We start from the raw sequence: 19,566 nt of genomic DNA on the forward strand, positions 1-19,566 counted from the left end.
GGAATGCTGCCGGCGGCGGCAACGCGATGGGGCTAACGGCCCTGGACGTTCAGGCGGAGGCCGGACGGGGTTTCGATGGCGTGCAATCCCAGAGGAAGCAGCAGTTGAAAGAGCGGCCGGCCGAAATAGAACAGCTCTTGGGCCAGGGAGAGTTGGAACTCGTCGGCGACCCGGGAACGAAAGGTCAGATCGCGGTTCACGACCGCTTCGAGCTCTAGCAGCAGGGTTGCGGGTGTCTCGGCCCGTTCCAGATCCCGGCTGATGGTTTGCATGTCCGGGCAGGGACACAACTGTTCATGCTGATGTGCCAGCGGCAACAGGGGATCGTCCGGGGCGATGCAGTCAAAACGGGTCAGGAGGTCCTGTCCGGCTATGGCCAGCAGCGGCCCGGTGTCCGTGCAGTCAAGTAAACCGCAGGCCATCGGCCGGTGGGCATACCGCCGGCATCCCTTTGTGATTTCGTCGTAAAAGGCACAGCACCAGGTCCCGTTTTGCCCCTTGAGTTTGAGAAATTCATGGGGGACAGGTTCGGGACGGTCGGCCAGGGGCTGGAAGGCCAACTCGCCCCGGCGTACCGTGATCAGGTCGTCCAGATTGAGCCGGCCCGCCCGGAGGAGTTCCACATCCGGGCCATGCAGGGCCGGGCCGCCCTGTTGGCAGCAGGTGCCGCAGCGTTTGCAGGTCTCGGAATCGCTCACGGCAGGATATCCAGGCTGTCGCCCCGGCGGAGCGTGCCGGGCACGATTACCTTGGTGAAGATGCCCTCGCGCGGCATGATGCAGTCACCGACCTGCTTGAAGATGGCGCAGCCGTGGTGACATTTTTTGCCGATTTGGGTGACTTCGAGCACCACCTGGCCATTGCCCAGTCGGGTGCCGAGGGGCAGTTTGGCCAACTCGAGCCCCTCGGTGGTAATGTTCTCGGCAAAGGCGCCGGGTTCGAGTTCCAGCCCCTTGGCCCGCATGAAATCGATCGATTCCTCGGCCAGCAGACTGACCTGACGGTGCCAGTCACCGGCGTGGGCATCGCCCACCATGCCGTGATCGACCTGCAGTTCAATACTCTCCACCGGTTCCTTGTTGACGCCTTTTTCCCGACTGATATTGAGTGAGATTATTTTTCCCATGTCTATTTGTCTGTAGGTTGTGAGTTTGCTCGTTGTAGTCCGGATGCAGTGCAACGAAATCCGGGGGAATTATCGTGACGTCTTATTGTGCTCCCGGATTACGCTTAGGCCCCATCCGGGCTACTTGCTGGCTTTTTTATGTTCAGAGCTTTCAATACAGCATTTTTTTCTATCATTTTAACGCCTGACATAATTCGACATCCATTTTCTACCAAGCTGATGAAGTCCTGCGCATCAGAGAAATAGTTTTTAAAAGCAAAGCGTACCTCTTCAGATGTATCTGCCTTAACAAGAACAATGTCCTTACCTGGATGCTCTTTTTCTAACTGAAATAATGCTCGAAGAGCCTCAGGTGCGTCACGATATGTTTTTATATCCAACTCACCAGATGGCGAGAATATAAGGATTGAGTTTCGGTTAGTGCTTACAATGGTGTCAGCTGAGTTTAGCCCTTGAAGCGTTTTTAATAACTTCAACTCTTTGTCCAATTCGAGAAAATCTTTCACAACTTCACTGTTGTCTTTTTGTGGAAAGGGCCCATTTTTTTCTTCAAATGCTCTGGCAAGAATTTCACTCGCAAGTGCCATGGCGACTTGATACCGTGTGTCACCTTCTTGAAATTTAGGTTGGCTTTCTGTGATAAATCCAATTACTTCAACTGCTGTGGCCCACGCATGCTGTATCTTTGTCCGATATTGGATCTCTACCATCAGCCCTTTTAGATGACGCCCGTTTATTGAATTCACGTCATAGACATATACGTCATGAATTCCTCGATATCCTGTTGCCTTTGGATTTTTTATATAATCATATTTATCAATTTCATTACGCCTTTCGTGATGAAATCGGGCCTTGTGAAGGTTTTTACGAAAATCGTATAGATCCTGTGTGTCTGAAAAAATTAAACGACAACCGGCCACGTCATCCATTCGTGCCAGTTGCATTGATGGAAATCTGTCCAATTTGTCAAAAATCGTAGACCGCCTTTTGTGCCTTTGAGCAACGACAATGTCTTTCCCACGAGTTCTGGTGCGTAGAATTGCTTGAAACGTATTCAAAACTGCACGATGAGCAGCACGCCATTCTTCGACAACAAGCAAATCATCTGTCGTTATGTTTTCGGAGCGGATATTATTCCCGGCAAGATTCACACGGGATTTGGAACCACCTGGAAAGGTTATATTAATAGACTGATTCAATGTTACGCCTCAGTGTTGCAAGTTGAACTATATTATTTTTTGAATGCAGCTTTTCAAGTGTCTTGCTTATTCTTCTCAGGATATTGGGAAGAATAAGTAAAGTATTAATAAACAGCGATAAATGCCTGTACAGGCATGCTAAAAGTACACAATCCTTCCAACCTGTTAAGCCATCAAATCCGTGCTCAGATACCGCTCACCCGTATCTGGCAGGATGACCACGATCCGTTTTCCTTGAAACTCGGTCCTGACGACAAGCCGCAGGGCTGCCGCTAAGGCCGCTCCGCAGGAGATGCCGCAGAGGATGCCTTCGGTTTTAGCCAGGATTTGTGCCTGCCCGATCGCCTCCTCGTTGTCGACTGTCAGGATCTCATCAATCACTGACCGGTCGAGGTTGTCCGGGACAAAACCGGCGCCGATCCCCTGGATTTTGTGGGGTCCGGGTGTACCACCCGAGAGCACCGGTGAGGCCGTCGGTTCCACGGCCACGATATGCAGCCCCGGATTGTGCTCCTTGAGATAGCCGCCGGCACCGCTGATGGTGCCGCCGGTGCCGACGCCGGCAACAAAGGCGTCGATCCTCCCCTCGCATTGCTGCCAGATCTCCGGACCGGTGGTCCGGCGGTGCATCGCCGGATTGGCCGGATTGGCGAACTGATCCGGCATCCAGGAACCTGGCGTCTGCTGTTGGATCTCCCGTGCCCTGGCGATCGCCCCCTTCATCCCCTCCGCCGCTGGTGTCAGCACCAATTCCGCCCCCAAATGAATCAGCAGTTTGCGCCGTTCGATGCTCATGCTCTCCGGCATGGTCAAGATCAGTTTATACCCTCGGCTGGCACTGACAAAGGCGAGGCCGATGCCGGTGTTGCCGCTGGTGGGTTCAACGATGGTGCCGCCGGGTTGGAGAATGCCTCGCTGTTGGGCGTCGTCGACCATGGCCACGGCCACCCGGTCCTTGATGCTGCCCAAAGGGTTCATCGATTCCACCTTGGCCAGCAGTTCAGCGCCGGTTGCCAATCGCCGCAGGCGAACCAGCGGGGTGGAGCCGATTGCCTGGGTGAAATCGGTGCAGATGGTTGTGTTCATTTCTTTCCTCCTTCTTCCGGGCCAAAATAGACCAGGGGTGGCGGTGCCAGCATCACCCGGGTGTCCGGGCCCACCGATTCGGTCAACCAGACGTTGCCGCCGATGATCGAACGGGCCCCGACCACGGTTTCGCCTCCGAGGATGGTGGCGTTGGCGTAGATAATGACGTCATCCTCGATGGTGGGATGGCGCTTGACGTTGCGCAGCCGTTCACCGGCATCCTTGGGCAGGGACAGGGCGCCAAGGGTGACGCCCTGGTAGAGGCGCACCTGGTTGCCGATGGTGGTGGTGGCGCCGATGACCACGCCAGAGCCGTGATCGATGAAGAAATGGGAGCCGATGGTGGCCTCGGGATTGATGTCGATGGCGGTGCGGTGGTAGGCGTGTTCGCTCATTATTCGGGGAACGAGTGGCACCTCCAGTTCATGGAGCCGATGGGCCAGGCGGTAGATCAAGGTGGCGAAGAGGCCGGGATAACTGAAGATGACTTCATCCGAGTTGGCGGCCGCTGGATCGCCGGTCAGGGTGGCCTCGATGTCGGTCTCCAGCAGATTGCGAATCTCCGGCAGACTATCGATCAGCGCGGCGGCAATTTCGTAACTGCGTTCGCTGCAGAGGGTGCAGGCCTGGTTGTGGCGGAAACAGTCGTGGCGGATGGCCGAGCTGATCTGGCTGGCCAGGTTCTCGTAGAATAGGCTGAGCTGCTGCCCCAGGTGATATTCCAGGTTCTCTGGCCGCAGGATGACCGGCGAGAAAAAACCGGGAAAGAGGATGCGCTGTACCTGCTCGATCAGATCGATCACCTCGCTCTTCGACGGAATCGGCACCGGTTCGATATGGCTGGCCCAGCGCCCGCTTTTGAAGCCATCGGCCAGGGCCGCCACCGCTGCGGGGATCGGATTGCGCACCCGCTCCGCCGTGACCGTCTCAGTTTTGCAACTGCCGGCTAAGACTTCTTTTTTGCCCATAATCAATTCACTTGGTTGCATGAGGTTCATGGTACGCGCTCCAGCATCATGATGCCGTAGGTGGCCCGCAGATTTTTGAAAGTTCGGACAATATTGCCCTTGTAGTCGTGGTGGTGGGTGTTGATCGCCACTTCCCGCACCGTCCGCACCCCGAAGAGTCGCAGGAACCGCTTGAAATCTTTAATGGAAATGACGCGGATATTCGGGGTGTTGTACCATTCATAGGGCAATTGGTCGGTAACCGGGGCCATGCCGGTCAAGAGGATCTGCAACCGGGCCGACCAGTGGGCGAAATTGGGAAAACTGACGATTACCCGCTTGCCGATCCACAGCAGGTCGATGAGTAGTTCCTTGGGATCGCTGATCTGCTGCAGGGTCTGGCTGAGGATAACCACGTCGAAACGTCCTTCCGGGTAGTCGCTGACCTCTTTGCTGAAATCACCCTGGAGCACGGTCAGGCCGCGCTCGATGCAGCGGGCCGCTTTTTCCTCGGAGAATTCAATGCCGGTGCCTTTGATCTGCTTGTGTTGTTTAAGGTATTCAAGGAGATCACCGTTGCCGCAGCCCAGATCCAGCACCCTTGAGCCCGGTTCGATCCAGGAGGCGATGACCTGAAGGTCGAAGCGCATGGTCCCCAAATCCTGGTTATAGACAGTGCTCATGGTACACCCGATCAAGAAAACCGCTGATCAGACCGTCCAGCCGCTTGTTCGGCATGAGGAAGGCGTCGTGGCCCCACTGGGCCTCGATTTCACAGAAACTGACATCGCCGCCGTTTTTCTTCAGGGCGGAGACGATATCCCGCGACTGGTAGGTGGGGTAGAGCCAGTCCGAGGTAAAGGAGACCACCAGGAAGGAAACGTTTTCCAGGGCCTCGTTGATCAGCAGGTTACCGCCGCCCCGTTCCAGGTCAAAATAATCGGCGGCCTTAGTGATGTACAGGAGCGAGTTGGCATCGAAGCGGTTAACGAATTTTTTGCCCTGGTGATGGAGATAACTCTCCACCTGGAAATCACCGGTAAAGTCAAAGGAGAGGGCGCTGCGGTGCAGGCGGCGGCCGAATTTTTCGCGCATCGCCTCATCGGAGAGATAGGTGACATGGCCGATCATTCGCGCCACTGCCAGGCCATGCGTTGGTCCCGGACCATCGTAATAATCGCCGTTGTTCCACTCAGGGTCGGCCATGATCGCCTGCCGGGCCACCTCGTTGAAGGCAATGGCCTGGGCAGAATGCCGGGTGGTGGTGGCCAGAGGGATGGCCGAGATCACCATCTCCGGGTAGTCGGCGCACCAGCGCAGGACCTGCATGCCGCCCACTGAACCGCCGATCAGCGACATCAGCCGGGGGATTCCCAGGTGATCGATCAGCTGTTTCTGGGCATGGACCATGTCCTTGATGGTCACCATGGGAAAGGCGAGGCCGTAGGGCTTGCCGGTCTCCGGATTGATCGACGAGGGCCCGGTGGAGCCGGAGCAGCCGCCGAGGATGTTGGAACAGATGACAAAATAGCGGTTGGTGTCCACCGGTTTGCCCGGCCCGACCATGTTGTCCCACCAGCCGGGCCGCTCGTCGTCCTCTTTGAGATACCCCGCCACATGCGAGTCGCCGGAGAACGCATGGAGGATAAGGATGGCGTTGGTCCGCTCGGCGTTGAGTTCGCCTAGGGTCTCGTAGGTCAGGGTGATCGGGCCCAGGCGGGCGCCGCAGTCCAGCACCATCTCGTGTGGCGGTGGGGCAAAGGTGAAAGACTTGCGCTCAATCAGCAGGGGTTTGGCAGCGATCCCGTCAACGCTGGTCATCGCTGTCTTGCTCCGTATACCTCGCGGTCGGCTGCTGATTTGATCCCACAAAGTGGGAGTGATTCTGGGGGCAGAAAATGCGTTTCATGGGGGCAGTTATAAGCACAGGCAGGGGGATACGCTACAAGAAAGTACGCCGGGACGCAAATGATTGCTCGCGTCCCGGAGGTTGGTGCGTCAGTGGTCCGAGGGGAAGATGTCGCGAAATCCGGTGTAGTAGGAAAGGGTGGTGACGGCCATTGCCGGCAGGCCAGCCAGTGGAATAAGCAGGATGATGAGAAAGATCATAGTCATGCTATTTCCTGAACTGAAAACCCCCACACCACCTGCTACCACCCCAAAGAGTATCGAAGCCACTACCCCGAGCAGGAAAAAAACGAGACTGTACATGAGAAAGGCCGGCCAGTTTTTCAGCGTTGCCCGCAGGCTGAGCTTGAGGCTGTCCCAAGCCGGGAGGTCCTCCAGCGCCACCAAGCAGGGAGCAAACCAGAAAGCCATAATGACCGGTGTAACGAGCAGAAGAAACACGAGGCTTCCGAGCAGCATTGCTGGCAGATTTTGCCCAACCATAGCGGCGGTCTGCTGTGCATCTCTGCCCATCATCGGACCCCAAAACCCTACGCCGACAAAAAGAAACATGAGCGCGCCGAGGAGAAAAAAGAAGAGAAGAGAGAAGAATCCGATCAGAAGCAGCTGATTGCGGTTGCGCGAGAATCCTTGGAAAAGGGTTGTTATTTGAAAATCGTCGTCTTGGCTTTGCAGCTGAGCAGCAATCATCAACCCACCGGTTAAAACAGGGCTAACCAGGCACGAAAGTAGGCTGCCCAAATACGGAATCATGGAAAGAGGGAACAGAACAAGGGCATAGACGAGCAGTATTCCCATCCAACGCCATGGTGCCTGCAGGAACAGGGCGATCGCTGCTTTGATCCACAACCAGCCGTGTGCTGCTGGCACCTGAATCGGTTGGATGGTGTACGAAAACACCTTGGCATTGTCATCGCGCCGGTCGGAACGGGCCGAAGCGGAGGTGCGCTTTTCCTGCTTCTCTTCGGTTCGGCGGGAGCCCATTGCCGGGGTGTTCGAGACAGGTTCTGGAGGTCTGATCTCGGATGGGGGCGGGGGTGGCGGTTGTTCAGGTTCTTGTTGCCTCTCTTGAGTGTTTTTCTCGAGTTCCAATCGGGAGTCATCGATTGTAGGCGGTTCGATCTGGCAAGGCTGCAGCTCAACTGCCACCCCGATGGCAGTCAGCGCGGCCCGGTATTGTTCCCCCACCTCGGGACTGACGCTCTTTTTGACGATCGTCGGCTGGCCTGCATTCAGCAGCAGCTCGACCTTGGCACGGTCCAGGCGGGTCAAGGCCGCCAGTTTCTGGGCAGCCGTCTCAAAATCGGTTCCAGGCAGCAATTTCCCGGTCAGTACGACATTGATGGTTTCCATGCAACACTCCTGCATATTGGTGGATTAGTTGCCGGCGATCACTCCTGATCATTTCTGGGCAATCGGGCAATCGGGCAATCGGGCAACAGGCCACGGGCATAAAAATAGGCCTGCGGAGTCTGGGTAAGCAGGCCAGATGGAAGAATTGTTTGGGTGAAAAAGGTATTGCATCCGTTTCCGGCGAGGCGTATTCGTGCGTCCTGGCCATGAAAGAGGATGTATTTTTGTATGAAATTGACGGGTTAAAGTCAAAGGTTAAGATGCGGTTGCGGCGAGAAGCCTTGCGCCGCAAGGTGTTCGAGGGATTAATTTTTTTTTGTCTTTTGCGGGGAGTTCTATTACGAAGAGGGCCCTGCTTGACCGTGCGGCCTGAATAGGGGTGGACGGTCAAGCAGGGAGGGGTGCGGAGCAGCGTTCTTTCTTATTCCCTGGTCAACTGCCGGTATCGGATGCGGTGCGGCTGGTCGGCGTCGGCACCCTTGCGGCTCTTGTAGTCGCGTTCGTAGTCGGAGTAGTTACCCTCGAACCAGACCACTTCGGAGTTGCCCTCAAAGGCCATGATATGGGTGGCTATGCGGTCGAGGAACCAGCGATCATGGCTGATAATCACGGCGCAGCCGGCGAAGCTTTCCAGGGCCTCTTCCAGGGCGCGCATGGTGTTGATGTCGAGATCGTTGGTTGGCTCGTCGAGCAGCAGCACGTTGCCGCCCTCTTTGAGCATGCGGGCCAGATGCACCCGGTTGCGCTGACCGCCGGAAATCTCGCCTACCCTGTTTTGCTGATCGCTGCCGGTGAAGTTGAATTTAGCCACATAGGCGCGGGCATTGACCTCGCGGGTGCCGAGCCAGATGGTTTCCTGGCCCTCGGAGATGACCTGGAAGATGGTTTGCTTGGGATCAAGCGAATCCCGATTCTGGTCGACATAGGCCAGCTTGACCGTCTCGCCGATGCGGATGGTGCCCGAATCCGGCTGTTCCTGGCCGGTGATCATCCGGAACAGGGTGGTCTTGCCAGCGCCGTTGGGTCCGATAATGCCGATAATGCCGCCGGGCGGCAGCGAGAAGTTGATCTTGTCCATCAGCAAGCGGCCGTCATAGGCCTTGCTCAGGTTGTCGGCCTCGATGACCAGCTTGCCCAGGCGTGGTCCCGGCGGGATATAGATCTCCATGTCACCAGCCGCCTTCTCGCTCTGCTGGCTGAGCAGATTTTCGTAGGCGGTGATGCGGGCCTTGGATTTTGATCTTCGGGCCTTGGGGCTCAGGCGGATCCACTCCAACTCGCGCTGCAGGGTACGCTGCCGCTCGCTCTCCTTCTTTTCCTCCAGGGCCAGCCGTTTTTGCTTCTGCTCCAGCCAGGAAGAATAGTTGCCCTTCCAGGGGATGCCCTGGCCGCGATCGAGCTCAAGAATCCAGCCAGCGACGTTGTCGAGGAAGTAGCGGTCATGGGTGACGGCGATGACGGTGCCCGCATACTTCTGCAGGTGCTGCTCCAGCCAGGAAACCGATTCCGCGTCCAGGTGGTTGGTCGGCTCGTCCAAGAGCAGGATATCTGGGTTTTTCAGCAGGATGCGGCAGAGGGCCACCCGTCGTTTTTCACCACCGGAGAGTACGCCGGTTTTCATTTCCGGGGGCGGGCAGCGCAGTGCCTCCATGGCCATCTCCAGGCGCGAATCGAGGTTCCAGGCATCGGTGGCGTCGAGCTTGTCCTGCACCTGGGCTTGCCGATCCAACAGCGCCTGCATGGCGTCGTCATCCATGGGTTCGGCAAATTTTTCGTTGATGGTGTTGAACTCACCCAGCAAATCAACTGTGGCCTGGGCACCCTCTTCGACGATCTCGCGCACGGTTTTTTCCGGGTCAAGCGTCGGTTCCTGGGGCAGGTAATCAACGGTGAACCCTTCCGAGAGGATGGTCTTGCCGTCGTACTCTGTTTCGATGCCGGCCAGGATACGGAGCAGCGTACTCTTGCCCGAGCCGTTGAGGCCCAGCACCCCGATCTTGGCCCCGTAAAAATAGGACAGGGAGATATCCTTGAGGATCTGCTTCTGGTTGTATTTCTTGCTGACTTTGATCATCGAGTAGATGATCTTGTTCGGTTCGTTGGCCATAGTTTATTGCATCCTCTCTGTGGGCAAATACGGTAAAAACGTCCCGGCCTTGCGCCGGACGTCCGTGGCTGCTGCTCTAGTGTGGCGGTGGCGAGAACGTGCCATCCGGATAGAAATCAACATATAGTACCCGCAAAGAATCGATCCGGCAATTCTTCTCAAGCGGGGAAAGTATGGGTGCCAATGAGCGATGTCAACGCACCTCTTCAGGGTTGGGTGCCGCTCGGGTTCTTCTCCTCGCCCATCAGCATCGGGCACAACTGGGACAGCAGCATGCCTGCGAGCATGAGGCCGCAGCCGGTCAGGGCTCGGCCGGAAAGCATTTCGTCCAGCAGCAGCCAACCCCCGAGGGCGGCAAAGGGCGATTCCAGGCTGAGCAGAATGGCGGCATGCGATGGGTGGGCCTTGCGCTGCACCACCACCTGGAGGGTGTAACCCGCACCCACCGAGCAGACCCCGCCGTAGAGGATCGGCACGGCCGCATCCATGATCGCCTGCAGGGTGATGGTTTCGACCAGGAATCCGGTCAGCAGGCTTAGGGCGCCGCAGACGAAAAATTGGGTCATGGCCAGCCGCACCGGGACAGTCCGGGGCGAAAGAAAGGAGAGCACCAAAACATGCCCGGCCCAGAAGAGGGCGCCGATCAACTCCAGCAGGTCGCCTGGCTCAATCCGGAAATCATCGGTGACGCTGAGCAGATAGAGGCCAACAGCGGCGGCCACGGCGCCGATCCAAGTTCCAGTTGTGGTCCGCTGCCGGAGAAAAAGACCGATCATCGGCACCAGCACGACATAGAGGCCGGTGATGAATCCGGCCTTGCCAGCCGTGGTATATTGCAGACCGACCTGCTGCAGGGTGGCGGCGATAAAGAGGACGACGCCGGCAAGCGATCCGGCCTTGATCAGAGGAATCTGTCGGTTCTTTTGCACCATGGAGACCGAAGTCCGGCGCAGCGCCAGAGGCAGCAAGCAGAGGCCGCCGAGGAGGAAGCGGATGCCGTTGAACGCATAGGGGCCGAGGTGTTCCATGCCGACCCGCTGGGCGACAAAGCCAAGGCCCCAGATGAGGGCAACCAGCAGCAGGAGCAGGTCGGCCTGGCCGCTATGGTGCTTTTCTCCTTGCATTCTTCCTGATGTCCTGTTTTTGTTGAGGAAAACAATTGGTCTTGAGAAAGGAAAAAAGAAGAGCGGTCTTCCCTTCCCCGGGAAAAAAAGAACCTTTTGCGGAGCGTGTAAATGTCGAAAACAGTTCGTTTTATTCTGCTGGCGGCGATTCTGGTCGCCGTCTCGGGTTGCGGCGTCAAGAAGAGTGTCCAAAAGCTTGCCGGCTTAGTCGGCGACGACCCGACCGTGTACAGCGGGGCAATGTATCCGGCCACTAGTAAAATTGCCATTGCTTTTCAACCGGCCCAGGTGGGCAAGTCCTGCCGGGTCTTTGCCCAGTCGCTGGTGCAGTTTCCGGCCAACCAGACGGGCAAGGATATTGAGAGCGCCGTCCTTGCCGAGGCAGGGAAGCGGGGGAGCGATCAGGTGCTGATCGGTCGGACGCGGCAGGGCGAGGATGATGACGGCTTGCAGTTTCTCTACTACGGGCCGGCTCAAGAGTATCTTTGCGCCGATCAATGCGGCGGCTGGAAGTTCGGCTACGGCCTCTGGGAGAAGCAGGGGCAATGGGTGACCGCCGGCTACGCCGAATGGGGCAAGGTCGGCGTTCGCTTTGAAACGCCGTTGGTCATGCAGATAGCCCTATTGCGCTGCCAGTAAATTGCTTTTGTTCTTTTGCCCAAAGTGGGCGTTCCGTCTCCGCAAGATCGGCCCAAGCCCCTGTTCACAAGAATCCTTTTGCGACAGAGGCTTGGGCCGATCCCCCTCGCCGCATCAAAAAGTTTACCGGAAATTTGATGGATTTTCTCTGTCATATCCGGTAACTCTGCACAAAGTGTTATTTTATCGGCCATATCTTTCAGCCAAAGGAGGCTTTCCCATGGAACGTATCGCAAAGGCAGCGCATCGCTGGCGGTTCTGCCGTCTGGGTGGATTTGATCAGGTGCGGCTGGAAACAGCCGAGGACATCCAGCACCTGGCGGAATTGGATCAGAAACTGTGGGCCGCACTCAGCTGCCCGGTCAACGGTCTGGAATTCGATGCCCAAACCCTGGCCATGCTCGACAGCGATGGTGACGGCCGGGTTCGGGTTCAGGAGGTGCTGACCGCGGTTGATTGGACCTGCTCGGTGCTTAACACCCTCGACACCCTGCTGGCCGGTTCCGGCGAATTGCCGCTGCGGACCATCGACGAGAGCCATCCGGAAGGCCAGCAACTGCTGGCTTCGGCCCGGCAACTCCTGGCTTATCTCGGCAAGCCCGAAGCCGAAAGCGTCTCCATGGAGGATGTTGCCGACACCGCCTCGTTGCTCCACGAGTCCGCATTCAATGGTGACGGCATCATTCCTGTGCATGCGGCGGAGGATGAGGAAACCAGGGCACTGATCGAGGAGATCATGGCCTGCGTCGGCAGCGACGAGGACCGCAGTGGCTTTCCCGGTATTTCCCGGGAGCGGATCGCGACTTTTTTTGCAGCGGCCGAGGTGTATGCCCAGTGGTGGGAGCAGGCCAAAAGCGACCCGGCGATCCTGCCCTTTGGCGAGGCGACCCTTGCGGCAGCCTCAGTCTATGGGCTTTTAAAAAACAAGGTCGACGATTATTTCACCCGCTGCGGCCTGGCCGCTTTCGATCCCAAGGCCGAGGAACCCCTCAACCCTTCCATCGCCACCTACGAAACCCTGGCCAGCCAGGATCTGACCGCGGCAACCGTCGAGGTGGAACGCTTTCCCCTGGCGCACATCGCAGCGGGCCGTTCCCTGCCCTTGAAGGAGGGGATCAATCCGGCCTGGGCCGATGCCGTGGAGCAGTTGACGCAACTGGTGGTCAAGCCGCTGTTCGGCGCGGTAGAGTATCTGGACGTGGCCCAGTGGCGACAAATCAAGACAACCTTGGCCCCTTTTGAGGCCTGGCAGGCCGATAAGGCCGGAGGCGAGGTCGAAGCCCTGGGACTGGAACGGATTCAGGCAATTCTTCAGGGGACTGGCCGGGAACGGCTTGAGCAGCTCGTTGACCAGGACCTGCAACTGACTGATCAGGTTGAGACCATCGTCAAGGTGGTCCGGCTGGTCCATTTCAACCGCGATCTGTACCGGTTGCTCAATAACTTTGTCGCTTTCCGCGATTTTTATGCCCAGGGGCGCAAGGCCATCTTTCAGGCCGGTACCCTGTTCATTGACGGCCGGGCCTGTGAACTCTGCGTCCGGGTGGAGAGCGTCGAGGCCCACAGTCCGCTGGCCAATCTGAGCCGGACATACCTGGCCTACTGTGACTGCAAGCGTCGCAGCAGCGGCGAAAGCATGCTCATCGCCGTCGCCTTCACCGGCGGTGATTCCGATAACCTGATGGTTGGGCGCAACGGCGTCTTTTACGACACCAAAGGCAACGATTGGGATGCCACCATCGTCAAGATTATCGACCACCCAATCAGTGTTTCTCAGGCTTTCTGGGCGCCGTACAAACGTATTGCCCGCATGATCGGCCAACAGATTGAGAAGTTTGCCGCTGCTAAAGACAAAGCGGTGGACAGTCACGCCAGCACCGGGGTAGCCGATGCCGGCACCAAGGCCGCCGCCGGGGCGCCGCCAGCGGTTCCTTTTGATGTGGGCAAATTTGCGGGTATCTTCGCCGCGATCGGTCTGGCCATAGGTGCCATCGGCACGGCCATTGCCTCGATCCTCGGCGGATTCATGGGCCTGCCTCTCTGGGAGATGCCCCTGGCCCTTGGCGGCATTATTCTCGCCATTTCCGGCCCTTCCATGCTGATCGCTTTTCTCAAGCTGCGTCAACGCAACCTCGGTCCGATCTTGGATGCCAACGGTTGGGCGGTCAACACCAAGGCCGCCATCAACATCCCGTTTGGTTCAACGCTGACCAAGATGGCCGAGTTGCCCAAAGGCGCGGAGCGAAGTCTGGTCGATCCCTTTGCCGAGAAAAAGACGCCATGGAAACGGTGGGTTTTCCTCCTGGTCTTGCTCACCGCTCTTGGCTTTGCCTGGAATAAGGGCTACATTCAGCATCTGGGCAAGCAGCTGCAACCGCTCCTGACCGGCCAGAAGGACAAGGCCCCGGAACAAGCCCCCGCACCCGAAAAGGGCAAGGCGCCGGAGCAGGCCCCTGCTCCCGAAAAGAAAGCCGAACCAGCCGCCAAATAATGCGGATGAAAATTTTTCGGGCGTGGATATTTCACACGTTCACGGTTTCTCTCTTGGTCATTCCGAACGTATGTGAGGAATCTCGGGATTTCTCCCGTGCGGTCGATGACGGGCCGGGGAGGGGCAACTTGAAAACCGGCAGGGGTACGCCAGGGGAGGAAAAAACAACAACGCCGGATCAGCCATGATCCGGCGTTGTTGTTGGTGGGGAGGGGTGAGGGAAAACGAAGGGCAGGCTGCGGGCTCGCCTCACTCCTTTTCGACCCGGATCACCTGGACCGAGGCCATTTGGCGGACGCCGCGGCGGGTCACCCTAGCACCCTCGACCACGGCGATACTCTCACCGGCATGGATGTAGCCCCGCTCCCTGGCCAGGGCAATGGAGCGCAGGACCATCTCCGCGCGGTCCAGCTCGTCCTTGATGATCAGCGGGATGATATTGTTGTAGAGGCCGGAATGCCGGGCGACATGGAGCGATTTGGTCACCAGCAGGATCGGCACCTTGCGGCTCCACTTGGAGAGGATCGGGTAGATGGTGCCGTCCGGATCGAGCAGCAGGGTCGCGGTGGTCGCGCTGAGATTGGCCACCACCGACAGAGCCGGGTAGACGGCCGCATCCTTCTCTAATTCCCGGAATTGCTCGGCGCTGGGCTGGGTGTGCCGCTCTTCCTCGCAGATGATCGAGGCCATGGTGCGCACGACGTTGACCGGATCGACACCGGTGGCGGTCTCTTGGCTGAGCATCACCGCATCGGTGCCTTCCTTGATCGCCATGCTGACGTCGGTGACCTCGGCGCGGGTCGGCCGGGCGTTGGTGGTCATGGAGTCGAGCATCTGGGTGGCGGTGATCACCGGGGTGTTCAGCTCCCAGCACAACTGGATGATCCGTTCCTGAATGCGGGGCACCCTGGCCGCCGGCAGCTCTACTCCCATGTCGCCGCGGGCAATCATGATGGCATCGGCCACCTCAACGATTTCCCGGATGTTCTGCACCGCCTCCGGTTTCTCGATCTTGGCCACCACCTTGATATTGCGCTTGCCTGCGGCCTTGATGTATTTCTTGATCCGCCAGATATCCTCGGCGCTGCGCACAAACGACAGCGCCACATAATCAATGGAATGGTCGAGGCCCCAATCGAGGTCCTGCCAGTCCTTGTCGGTAATGCTGGGCAGCGACAGGGCGGTCTGCGGCAGGTTGATGCCCTTGCTCGACTTCAGCGTGCCGCCGACAATCACCTCGCAGTGGACCTCGTCCGCCCCCTCCTTGAGTACTCGCAACTCGAGCAGGCCGTCGTCGAGCAGTACCGGTTCGCCGACCTTCAGATCGGCAAGGATGTCCGGGGTGATGGTCGAGATCCGGTCGACGGTGCCCTCCATCGGTTCGGCCTGAATGACCAGCACCTCGCCGGTCAGCAGCCGGATGGCGCCGTCCTGCATCGGGCCGGTGCGGATCTTGGGGCCGCAGAGATCCTGGAGCACGGCCATCGGTTTTTCCCAGGTCTTTTCCGCCTCGCGCACCGCCAGCAGAGTAGCCTCGTGCGCTGCATAGGTGCCATGCGAGAAGTTGAGGCGGGCCACGTCCATCCCGGCAAGAATCATTTTGCCAAGTATTTCCGGCGTGTTGCTTGCCGGGCCGATAGTGCAGACAATCTTGGCTTTTTTGTTGACACTGGTGTGGGTCTGGCGGGGGATGCTGGCCAGTTGCTTGAACAGGGCATCGAAATCAAAGGGTTTGGCGAGCACACCCAGGACATTGGGGTAGTTGTCCAGCCGTTTGAGGACCTCCCGGTCGTCATGCGCTGAGGTGATGATCAGGATGGGCAGGTAAGGGCAGACCACTTCGATGGCCTCGATGAACTTGAAGCCATCCCAGTGCGGCATATTGATGTCGCTGAGGATGATGTCATAGGCATTGGCAGTGGCCAGCTGGAACCCCTGGTGGCCGTTGTCGGCGGTATCGACCGTGAATCCGCCCTGTTCCAGGCGGGATCGCAGCAGGTGCTGGGTGGGTTTGGAATCTTCAAGAACAAGAATACGCATGGCAACCTCGCGGGTGGATTTCCTGGTTGTCTTCGGTGACTCTCTGTAGCATAGTGGAAAAAGGTGAAAAGAGGCAAAGGGAAATCAATAGATTGCATGAGGATGGGCGGATTTCCCAACTTTTTATAATGTTGTCGGCAAGGTTCGATCCTGCCGAATGTTCAGGAAGAATATATGCAAGTGATTCTGGATTTGTGTCTTGTGCCGCTGGGCGTCGGTGTTTCTGTGTCCACCTATGTGGCCGAATGCCACCGGGTGTTGCAAGAGGCTGGGTTGCAATCGCAGCTGCACGCCTACGGCACCAACATCGAGGGTGAGTGGGATGCGGTCATGGCGGCGGTCAAGCGCTGCCACGAGCGGGTCCACGAGATGGGGGCGCCGCGCATCACCACGACGATCAAGCTCGGTACCCGTACCGACCGCGATCAGAGCATGGCCGACAAGGTGCGGAGCGTGGAACAGAAGCTGGGGTGAACATTTGATGACGCCGAGCGTCGAAGGCAGGTTTTAACACTGAGCGTGGGAACAAGAAGAACCCGATCGCAGGGGGAGAGTTCCGTAGCCGGGATGCAGAGCAACGTCATCCGGGGCGCGCCTGATGTCAGCTTGTTTCCTCGGATTACGCTCGCTTCATCCGGGCTACTTGCTATCAGCATGTTTAAGAGAATGGAAGAGGTGCAAGGTCGGGCGAACGGGCAACCCGCTCGCTCCTTCATCCAGAGTAGCCCTTCTTTAGTTTAGTCAAAAATCATCACTAGATAGGCGGCAAAAAGAATCAGATGCACCACACCATGGACGATATTGGTCTTGGTGCATGAAAATGTGACAACAGAGACGCCAAGTGTCGTCAATAACAAGAGTGAATCTACCGGAGAAAGTCCAAGCACAATCTTGTTCCCCGTAACCAGACCAATGCAGAGGACTGCTGGCACGGTCATGCCGATGGTTGCCAAAGCTGAGCCCAAGCATACGTTGACGGAACGCTGCAGGTAATTGTCGCGCGCTGAGCGGATAGCGGCCAGTCCTTCTGGCGCCAGCACCAAAAGGGCGATCAGGACACCGCCAAGAGCAGCCGGCGTCTTGAGCACCGCCACCTGAAAATCGATAATTATAGCCATGCTCTTTGAGAGCAGCACAATGGGCAGCATATTGGCCAGCAGCATGAGGCTGTGATACGGCAGTGAGCGGATGATAAGATCCTCGTGGCCATGATCGCTGTGCGGTGTGTTTTCAGCCGCAATGAAAAAACCTTGGTGGCGCATGGTTTGTATAACCAAAAAAACAACATAGAGCGCAAGGGATGAAGCCACCTGGAAGATCATCTGCATGAACGACAGCGTTCCCGGCTCGGTCGACACCGTGTAGTTTGGCAGCAGTAGATTCAGAATGGCCAGGGGGAGGAGAACAACCAAAAACATATTGGCCCCCTGTAAATTGTGCTCTTGCTCCAGATGAAACAAGCCTCCAACCAGCAATGAGGTACCAATCAGGCCATTAAGCACAATCATCAACACCGCAAACATCATATCTCGCCCGAGGGCTGGGTTGGTGTTCCCTGTCAGCATGACCGCAGAAATCATGATAACCTCAATCGTTATGACGGATAAGGTCAGAATCAACGTGCCGTAGGGCTCACCGAGTTTCACGGCAAGGCAGTCCGCATGGGCCACTACTCTGAAGGAAAGCCAGAGCATGACCGGAAACAGCCAGACGAATAAGGCCAAGGGGGTGAGCCATCCTGACAAATTCGATAGGCAAGTACTCCCTGCGGTTAGGAAAAAAGCAAGCGTCGCAAGCCCAGTGAGAAATCCTGCTTCTTCCTTGAGTAAAACAACCAGGTAGTGTGCATTGGTTCTGAGAGCATTCATCGCTGCGGCGCCTTTGTGGTCATTATTTACTCGATTTCAGGTGGCGAATCACCTGGCCTGTAGTCAATCTGATATTGGACGGCCCACTACGAATGTAGAATTCTTCGTCCTTGTTTACTTTAAGAAAAACCGGATCCAGGGCCTTGCTGCAATGCACCACGACGAGAGTCTGGCCATCAACCTGGTATATACCGAACTGGATATACTTGGAATACTCCGGCCCGATATGTTGATGGATCAGATTTTTGCAATGCAAGAGGCACTTGTCGTCGTTGTGAAAAGAATCTGATGATAATCCTAGGAATTCACCCTTGTCATTCACCCCGATGAGCAAGGTGCCGCCTTGACTGTTTAAAAAGGCCACAATCGCCTTGAGCCAGGAAATCTCTATTTCTTTTCCGGGTTTGCCGGTAGCCAGATTCATGCGCATGGTGGATTTGAATTCCACCTCAGGTCCCTCTCCTTTTTCAACCAATGCTTTGAGCTGATCGGCTGTAGGTCGCGCTCCCGCTGCACTGAATCCACCATGGGTGATATATGGTTTGGTCATCTTCCAGCCGGCAGCGAGGCCGGTGATGAGGATGGCGCCTATCAAAGTAAAAAGCAGCCATTGGCGGTCAGCGGTTGCACCGACAATAGCGCGTTCAGGAATGAGCACGCCAAGGTAGAAAACGGAAATTTTAGTGGCAAGGGGGTGGAACCCCGCCCAAAGGGTTTCTCCGCCATACTGGACGGGAAAGGGTGAATCCACAGCCCACCCCCTTTTTTCCCACTCGCTCAGGGCAAGCGAGATGCTAGCCTTGGGTGAGGCGGCCTGGTCTGGCTCGCCGAGGACGGCAAAGGAATTCTGTTCGCGTTCCAGCAAAAAGACGCGGGCTCCTGGGGCGAGGGCAAGGGCATCGACAAAGGCAATGATATCTTGAAGGAGAATATCAAGGGCGCAAACCATATTGGTTGTCTGGTTCTGCCAGCGAATCATGCCGGTGACTCCCATCTGTCCGGTGTTCCAAAAAGGGTACGGCGCTACCCAGGTTGGAACATTTGCAGGCGTTTGCCAAGCTTCCTGAAACCAGGGCCGCGCCCGTAGGTCATACGCCGAAGTCTCTCGGGTAATTTGTGGAGCAGGATCGGTATCTGACCATTTCCTTGAGCTAACAAGCTTGTCAGGGTGGGGCTGGATAAAAGCGGAGGACACCCAATCCCGACCAGTGTGGTTGAGTTTGTAATACGAGCCTTGCTGGTCGGCTATCAGCAAGGTGTGGAAGGTTGGGAACTCTTCAAGGACAGGGACGAACCAGTTGTCGAGACGTTCATGACTGCCATCGTTCAACGTGTTGTTTTCGGCCCATTTGGTGATGATCCGCAGAACATGTTCTCCGTTTTGGAAAAATCTGACCAGCTCTTTTTCCGCTTTGGTTGCGCCTTGATTAAGAAGCGAGACAGCAACATGTTGGCGCATCATCCAATTAAACCCATAGAAGGCACTCAGGCAGACAGCCAGAATGAACGCAACCAGCAGCGTCAAATTGCGGAAAACGATTCTATGTGCGCGTGTTGTTGGTGTCATTTTGTTCTGGCCTTTGGCGGTCCTTTAGTAAGTACCTTTGGTGTGTCGGCTTGTTTCCCCCGGATTACGTTGTGCTTCGTCCTGGCTCCTTGTTGAGCAGTGTTTCCCGGT

The 19,566-nt window shown here is 57.0% G+C and carries 17 protein-coding genes; 4 read left to right on the forward strand and 13 right to left on the reverse strand.

The genetic code is table 11. From position 1 onward, the window contains the following. Positions 1-32: 32 nt before the first annotated feature. From ACHZCX_RS13725 to ACHZCX_RS13770, 10 genes are all read right to left on the reverse strand, one after another. A complete protein-coding gene (locus tag ACHZCX_RS13725; protein ID WP_319587784.1) occupies positions 33-698 on the reverse strand; it encodes a YkgJ family cysteine cluster protein in 666 nt (221 codons plus the stop codon). Continuing rightward, positions 695-1,126 (reverse strand): MOSC domain-containing protein, encoded by a 432-nt coding sequence (locus tag ACHZCX_RS13730; protein WP_319587785.1) that lies wholly within the window; start codon positions 1,124-1,126, stop codon positions 695-697. Before ACHZCX_RS13730 ends, ACHZCX_RS13725 begins: the two co-directional genes overlap by 4 nt. Before the next feature lie 104 nt (positions 1,127-1,230). Continuing rightward, a complete protein-coding gene (locus ACHZCX_RS13735; RefSeq protein WP_394708793.1) occupies positions 1,231-2,325 on the reverse strand; it encodes a RelA/SpoT domain-containing protein in 1,095 nt (364 codons plus the stop codon). A gap of 165 nt (positions 2,326-2,490) precedes the next feature. After that, entirely contained in the window at positions 2,491-3,411 is a 921-nt protein-coding gene (gene cysK, locus ACHZCX_RS13740) for a cysteine synthase A (RefSeq protein WP_319587787.1), read from the reverse strand. After that, on the reverse strand, positions 3,408-4,409 hold the full coding sequence (locus ACHZCX_RS13745; protein WP_319587788.1) for a serine acetyltransferase: 1,002 nt from the start codon (positions 4,407-4,409) through the stop codon (positions 3,408-3,410). Before ACHZCX_RS13745 ends, cysK begins: the two co-directional genes overlap by 4 nt. Continuing rightward, positions 4,406-5,041 (reverse strand): methionine biosynthesis protein MetW, encoded by a 636-nt coding sequence (gene metW / locus ACHZCX_RS13750; RefSeq protein ID WP_319587789.1) that lies wholly within the window; start codon positions 5,039-5,041, stop codon positions 4,406-4,408. Before metW ends, ACHZCX_RS13745 begins: the two co-directional genes overlap by 4 nt. Next, positions 5,025-6,179: a homoserine O-acetyltransferase gene (locus ACHZCX_RS13755; RefSeq protein ID WP_319587790.1), complete on the reverse strand. Its 1,155-nt coding sequence runs from the start codon at positions 6,177-6,179 to the stop codon at positions 5,025-5,027. The genes metW and ACHZCX_RS13755 overlap by 17 nt, the downstream gene beginning before the upstream one ends. Before the next feature lie 177 nt (positions 6,180-6,356). Beyond that, a complete protein-coding gene (locus tag ACHZCX_RS13760; protein ID WP_319587791.1) occupies positions 6,357-7,619 on the reverse strand; it encodes a BPSS1780 family membrane protein in 1,263 nt (420 codons plus the stop codon). 421 nt (positions 7,620-8,040) lie between these two features. Next, positions 8,041-9,726, reverse strand: coding sequence for an energy-dependent translational throttle protein EttA (gene ettA, locus ACHZCX_RS13765; RefSeq protein WP_319587792.1), 1,686 nt, complete (start codon positions 9,724-9,726; stop codon positions 8,041-8,043). Positions 9,727-9,932: 206 nt separating this feature from the next. Beyond that, on the reverse strand, positions 9,933-10,850 hold the full coding sequence (locus ACHZCX_RS13770; protein WP_319587793.1) for a DMT family transporter: 918 nt from the start codon (positions 10,848-10,850) through the stop codon (positions 9,933-9,935). A gap of 111 nt (positions 10,851-10,961) precedes the next feature. Between ACHZCX_RS13770 and ACHZCX_RS13775 the strand changes: the two genes are divergently transcribed. Both ACHZCX_RS13775 and ACHZCX_RS13780 read left to right on the forward strand, forming a co-directional pair. Beyond that, positions 10,962-11,489 (forward strand): hypothetical protein, encoded by a 528-nt coding sequence (locus ACHZCX_RS13775; RefSeq protein ID WP_319587794.1) that lies wholly within the window; start codon positions 10,962-10,964, stop codon positions 11,487-11,489. Positions 11,490-11,709: 220 nt separating this feature from the next. After that, positions 11,710-13,980 carry a hypothetical protein gene (locus tag ACHZCX_RS13780; RefSeq protein ID WP_319587795.1) on the forward strand — a complete coding sequence of 757 codons (2,271 nt, stop codon included), beginning with the start codon at positions 11,710-11,712 and terminating at the stop codon, positions 13,978-13,980. 249 nt (positions 13,981-14,229) lie between these two features. Here the strand turns inward: ACHZCX_RS13780 and pyk are convergent, their stop codons facing one another. Beyond that, complete coding sequence (gene pyk / locus ACHZCX_RS13785; protein WP_319587796.1) at positions 14,230-16,020, reverse strand: pyruvate kinase; 1,791 nt, start codon at positions 16,018-16,020, stop codon at positions 14,230-14,232. Positions 16,021-16,194: 174 nt separating this feature from the next. On the opposite strand from pyk, the gene ACHZCX_RS13790 reads away from it, so the two are divergent. Next, on the forward strand, positions 16,195-16,494 hold the full coding sequence (locus tag ACHZCX_RS13790; RefSeq protein ID WP_319587797.1) for an MTH1187 family thiamine-binding protein: 300 nt from the start codon (positions 16,195-16,197) through the stop codon (positions 16,492-16,494). 263 nt (positions 16,495-16,757) lie between these two features. Here the strand turns inward: ACHZCX_RS13790 and ACHZCX_RS13795 are convergent, their stop codons facing one another. Both ACHZCX_RS13795 and ACHZCX_RS13800 read right to left on the reverse strand, forming a co-directional pair. Further along, positions 16,758-17,888, reverse strand: coding sequence for a calcium:proton antiporter (locus ACHZCX_RS13795; protein ID WP_319587798.1), 1,131 nt, complete (start codon positions 17,886-17,888; stop codon positions 16,758-16,760). 22 nt (positions 17,889-17,910) lie between these two features. After that, a complete protein-coding gene (locus ACHZCX_RS13800; protein ID WP_319587799.1) occupies positions 17,911-18,867 on the reverse strand; it encodes an ATP-binding protein in 957 nt (318 codons plus the stop codon). A gap of 189 nt (positions 18,868-19,056) precedes the next feature. Between ACHZCX_RS13800 and ACHZCX_RS13805 the strand changes: the two genes are divergently transcribed. Continuing rightward, a complete protein-coding gene (locus ACHZCX_RS13805) occupies positions 19,057-19,551 on the forward strand; it encodes a hypothetical protein (protein ID WP_319587800.1) in 495 nt (164 codons plus the stop codon). Positions 19,552-19,566 lie beyond the last annotated feature (15 nt).

The organism is uncultured Desulfobulbus sp., assembly GCF_963662935.2.
Classification (GTDB): domain Bacteria; phylum Desulfobacterota; class Desulfobulbia; order Desulfobulbales; family Desulfobulbaceae; genus Desulfobulbus.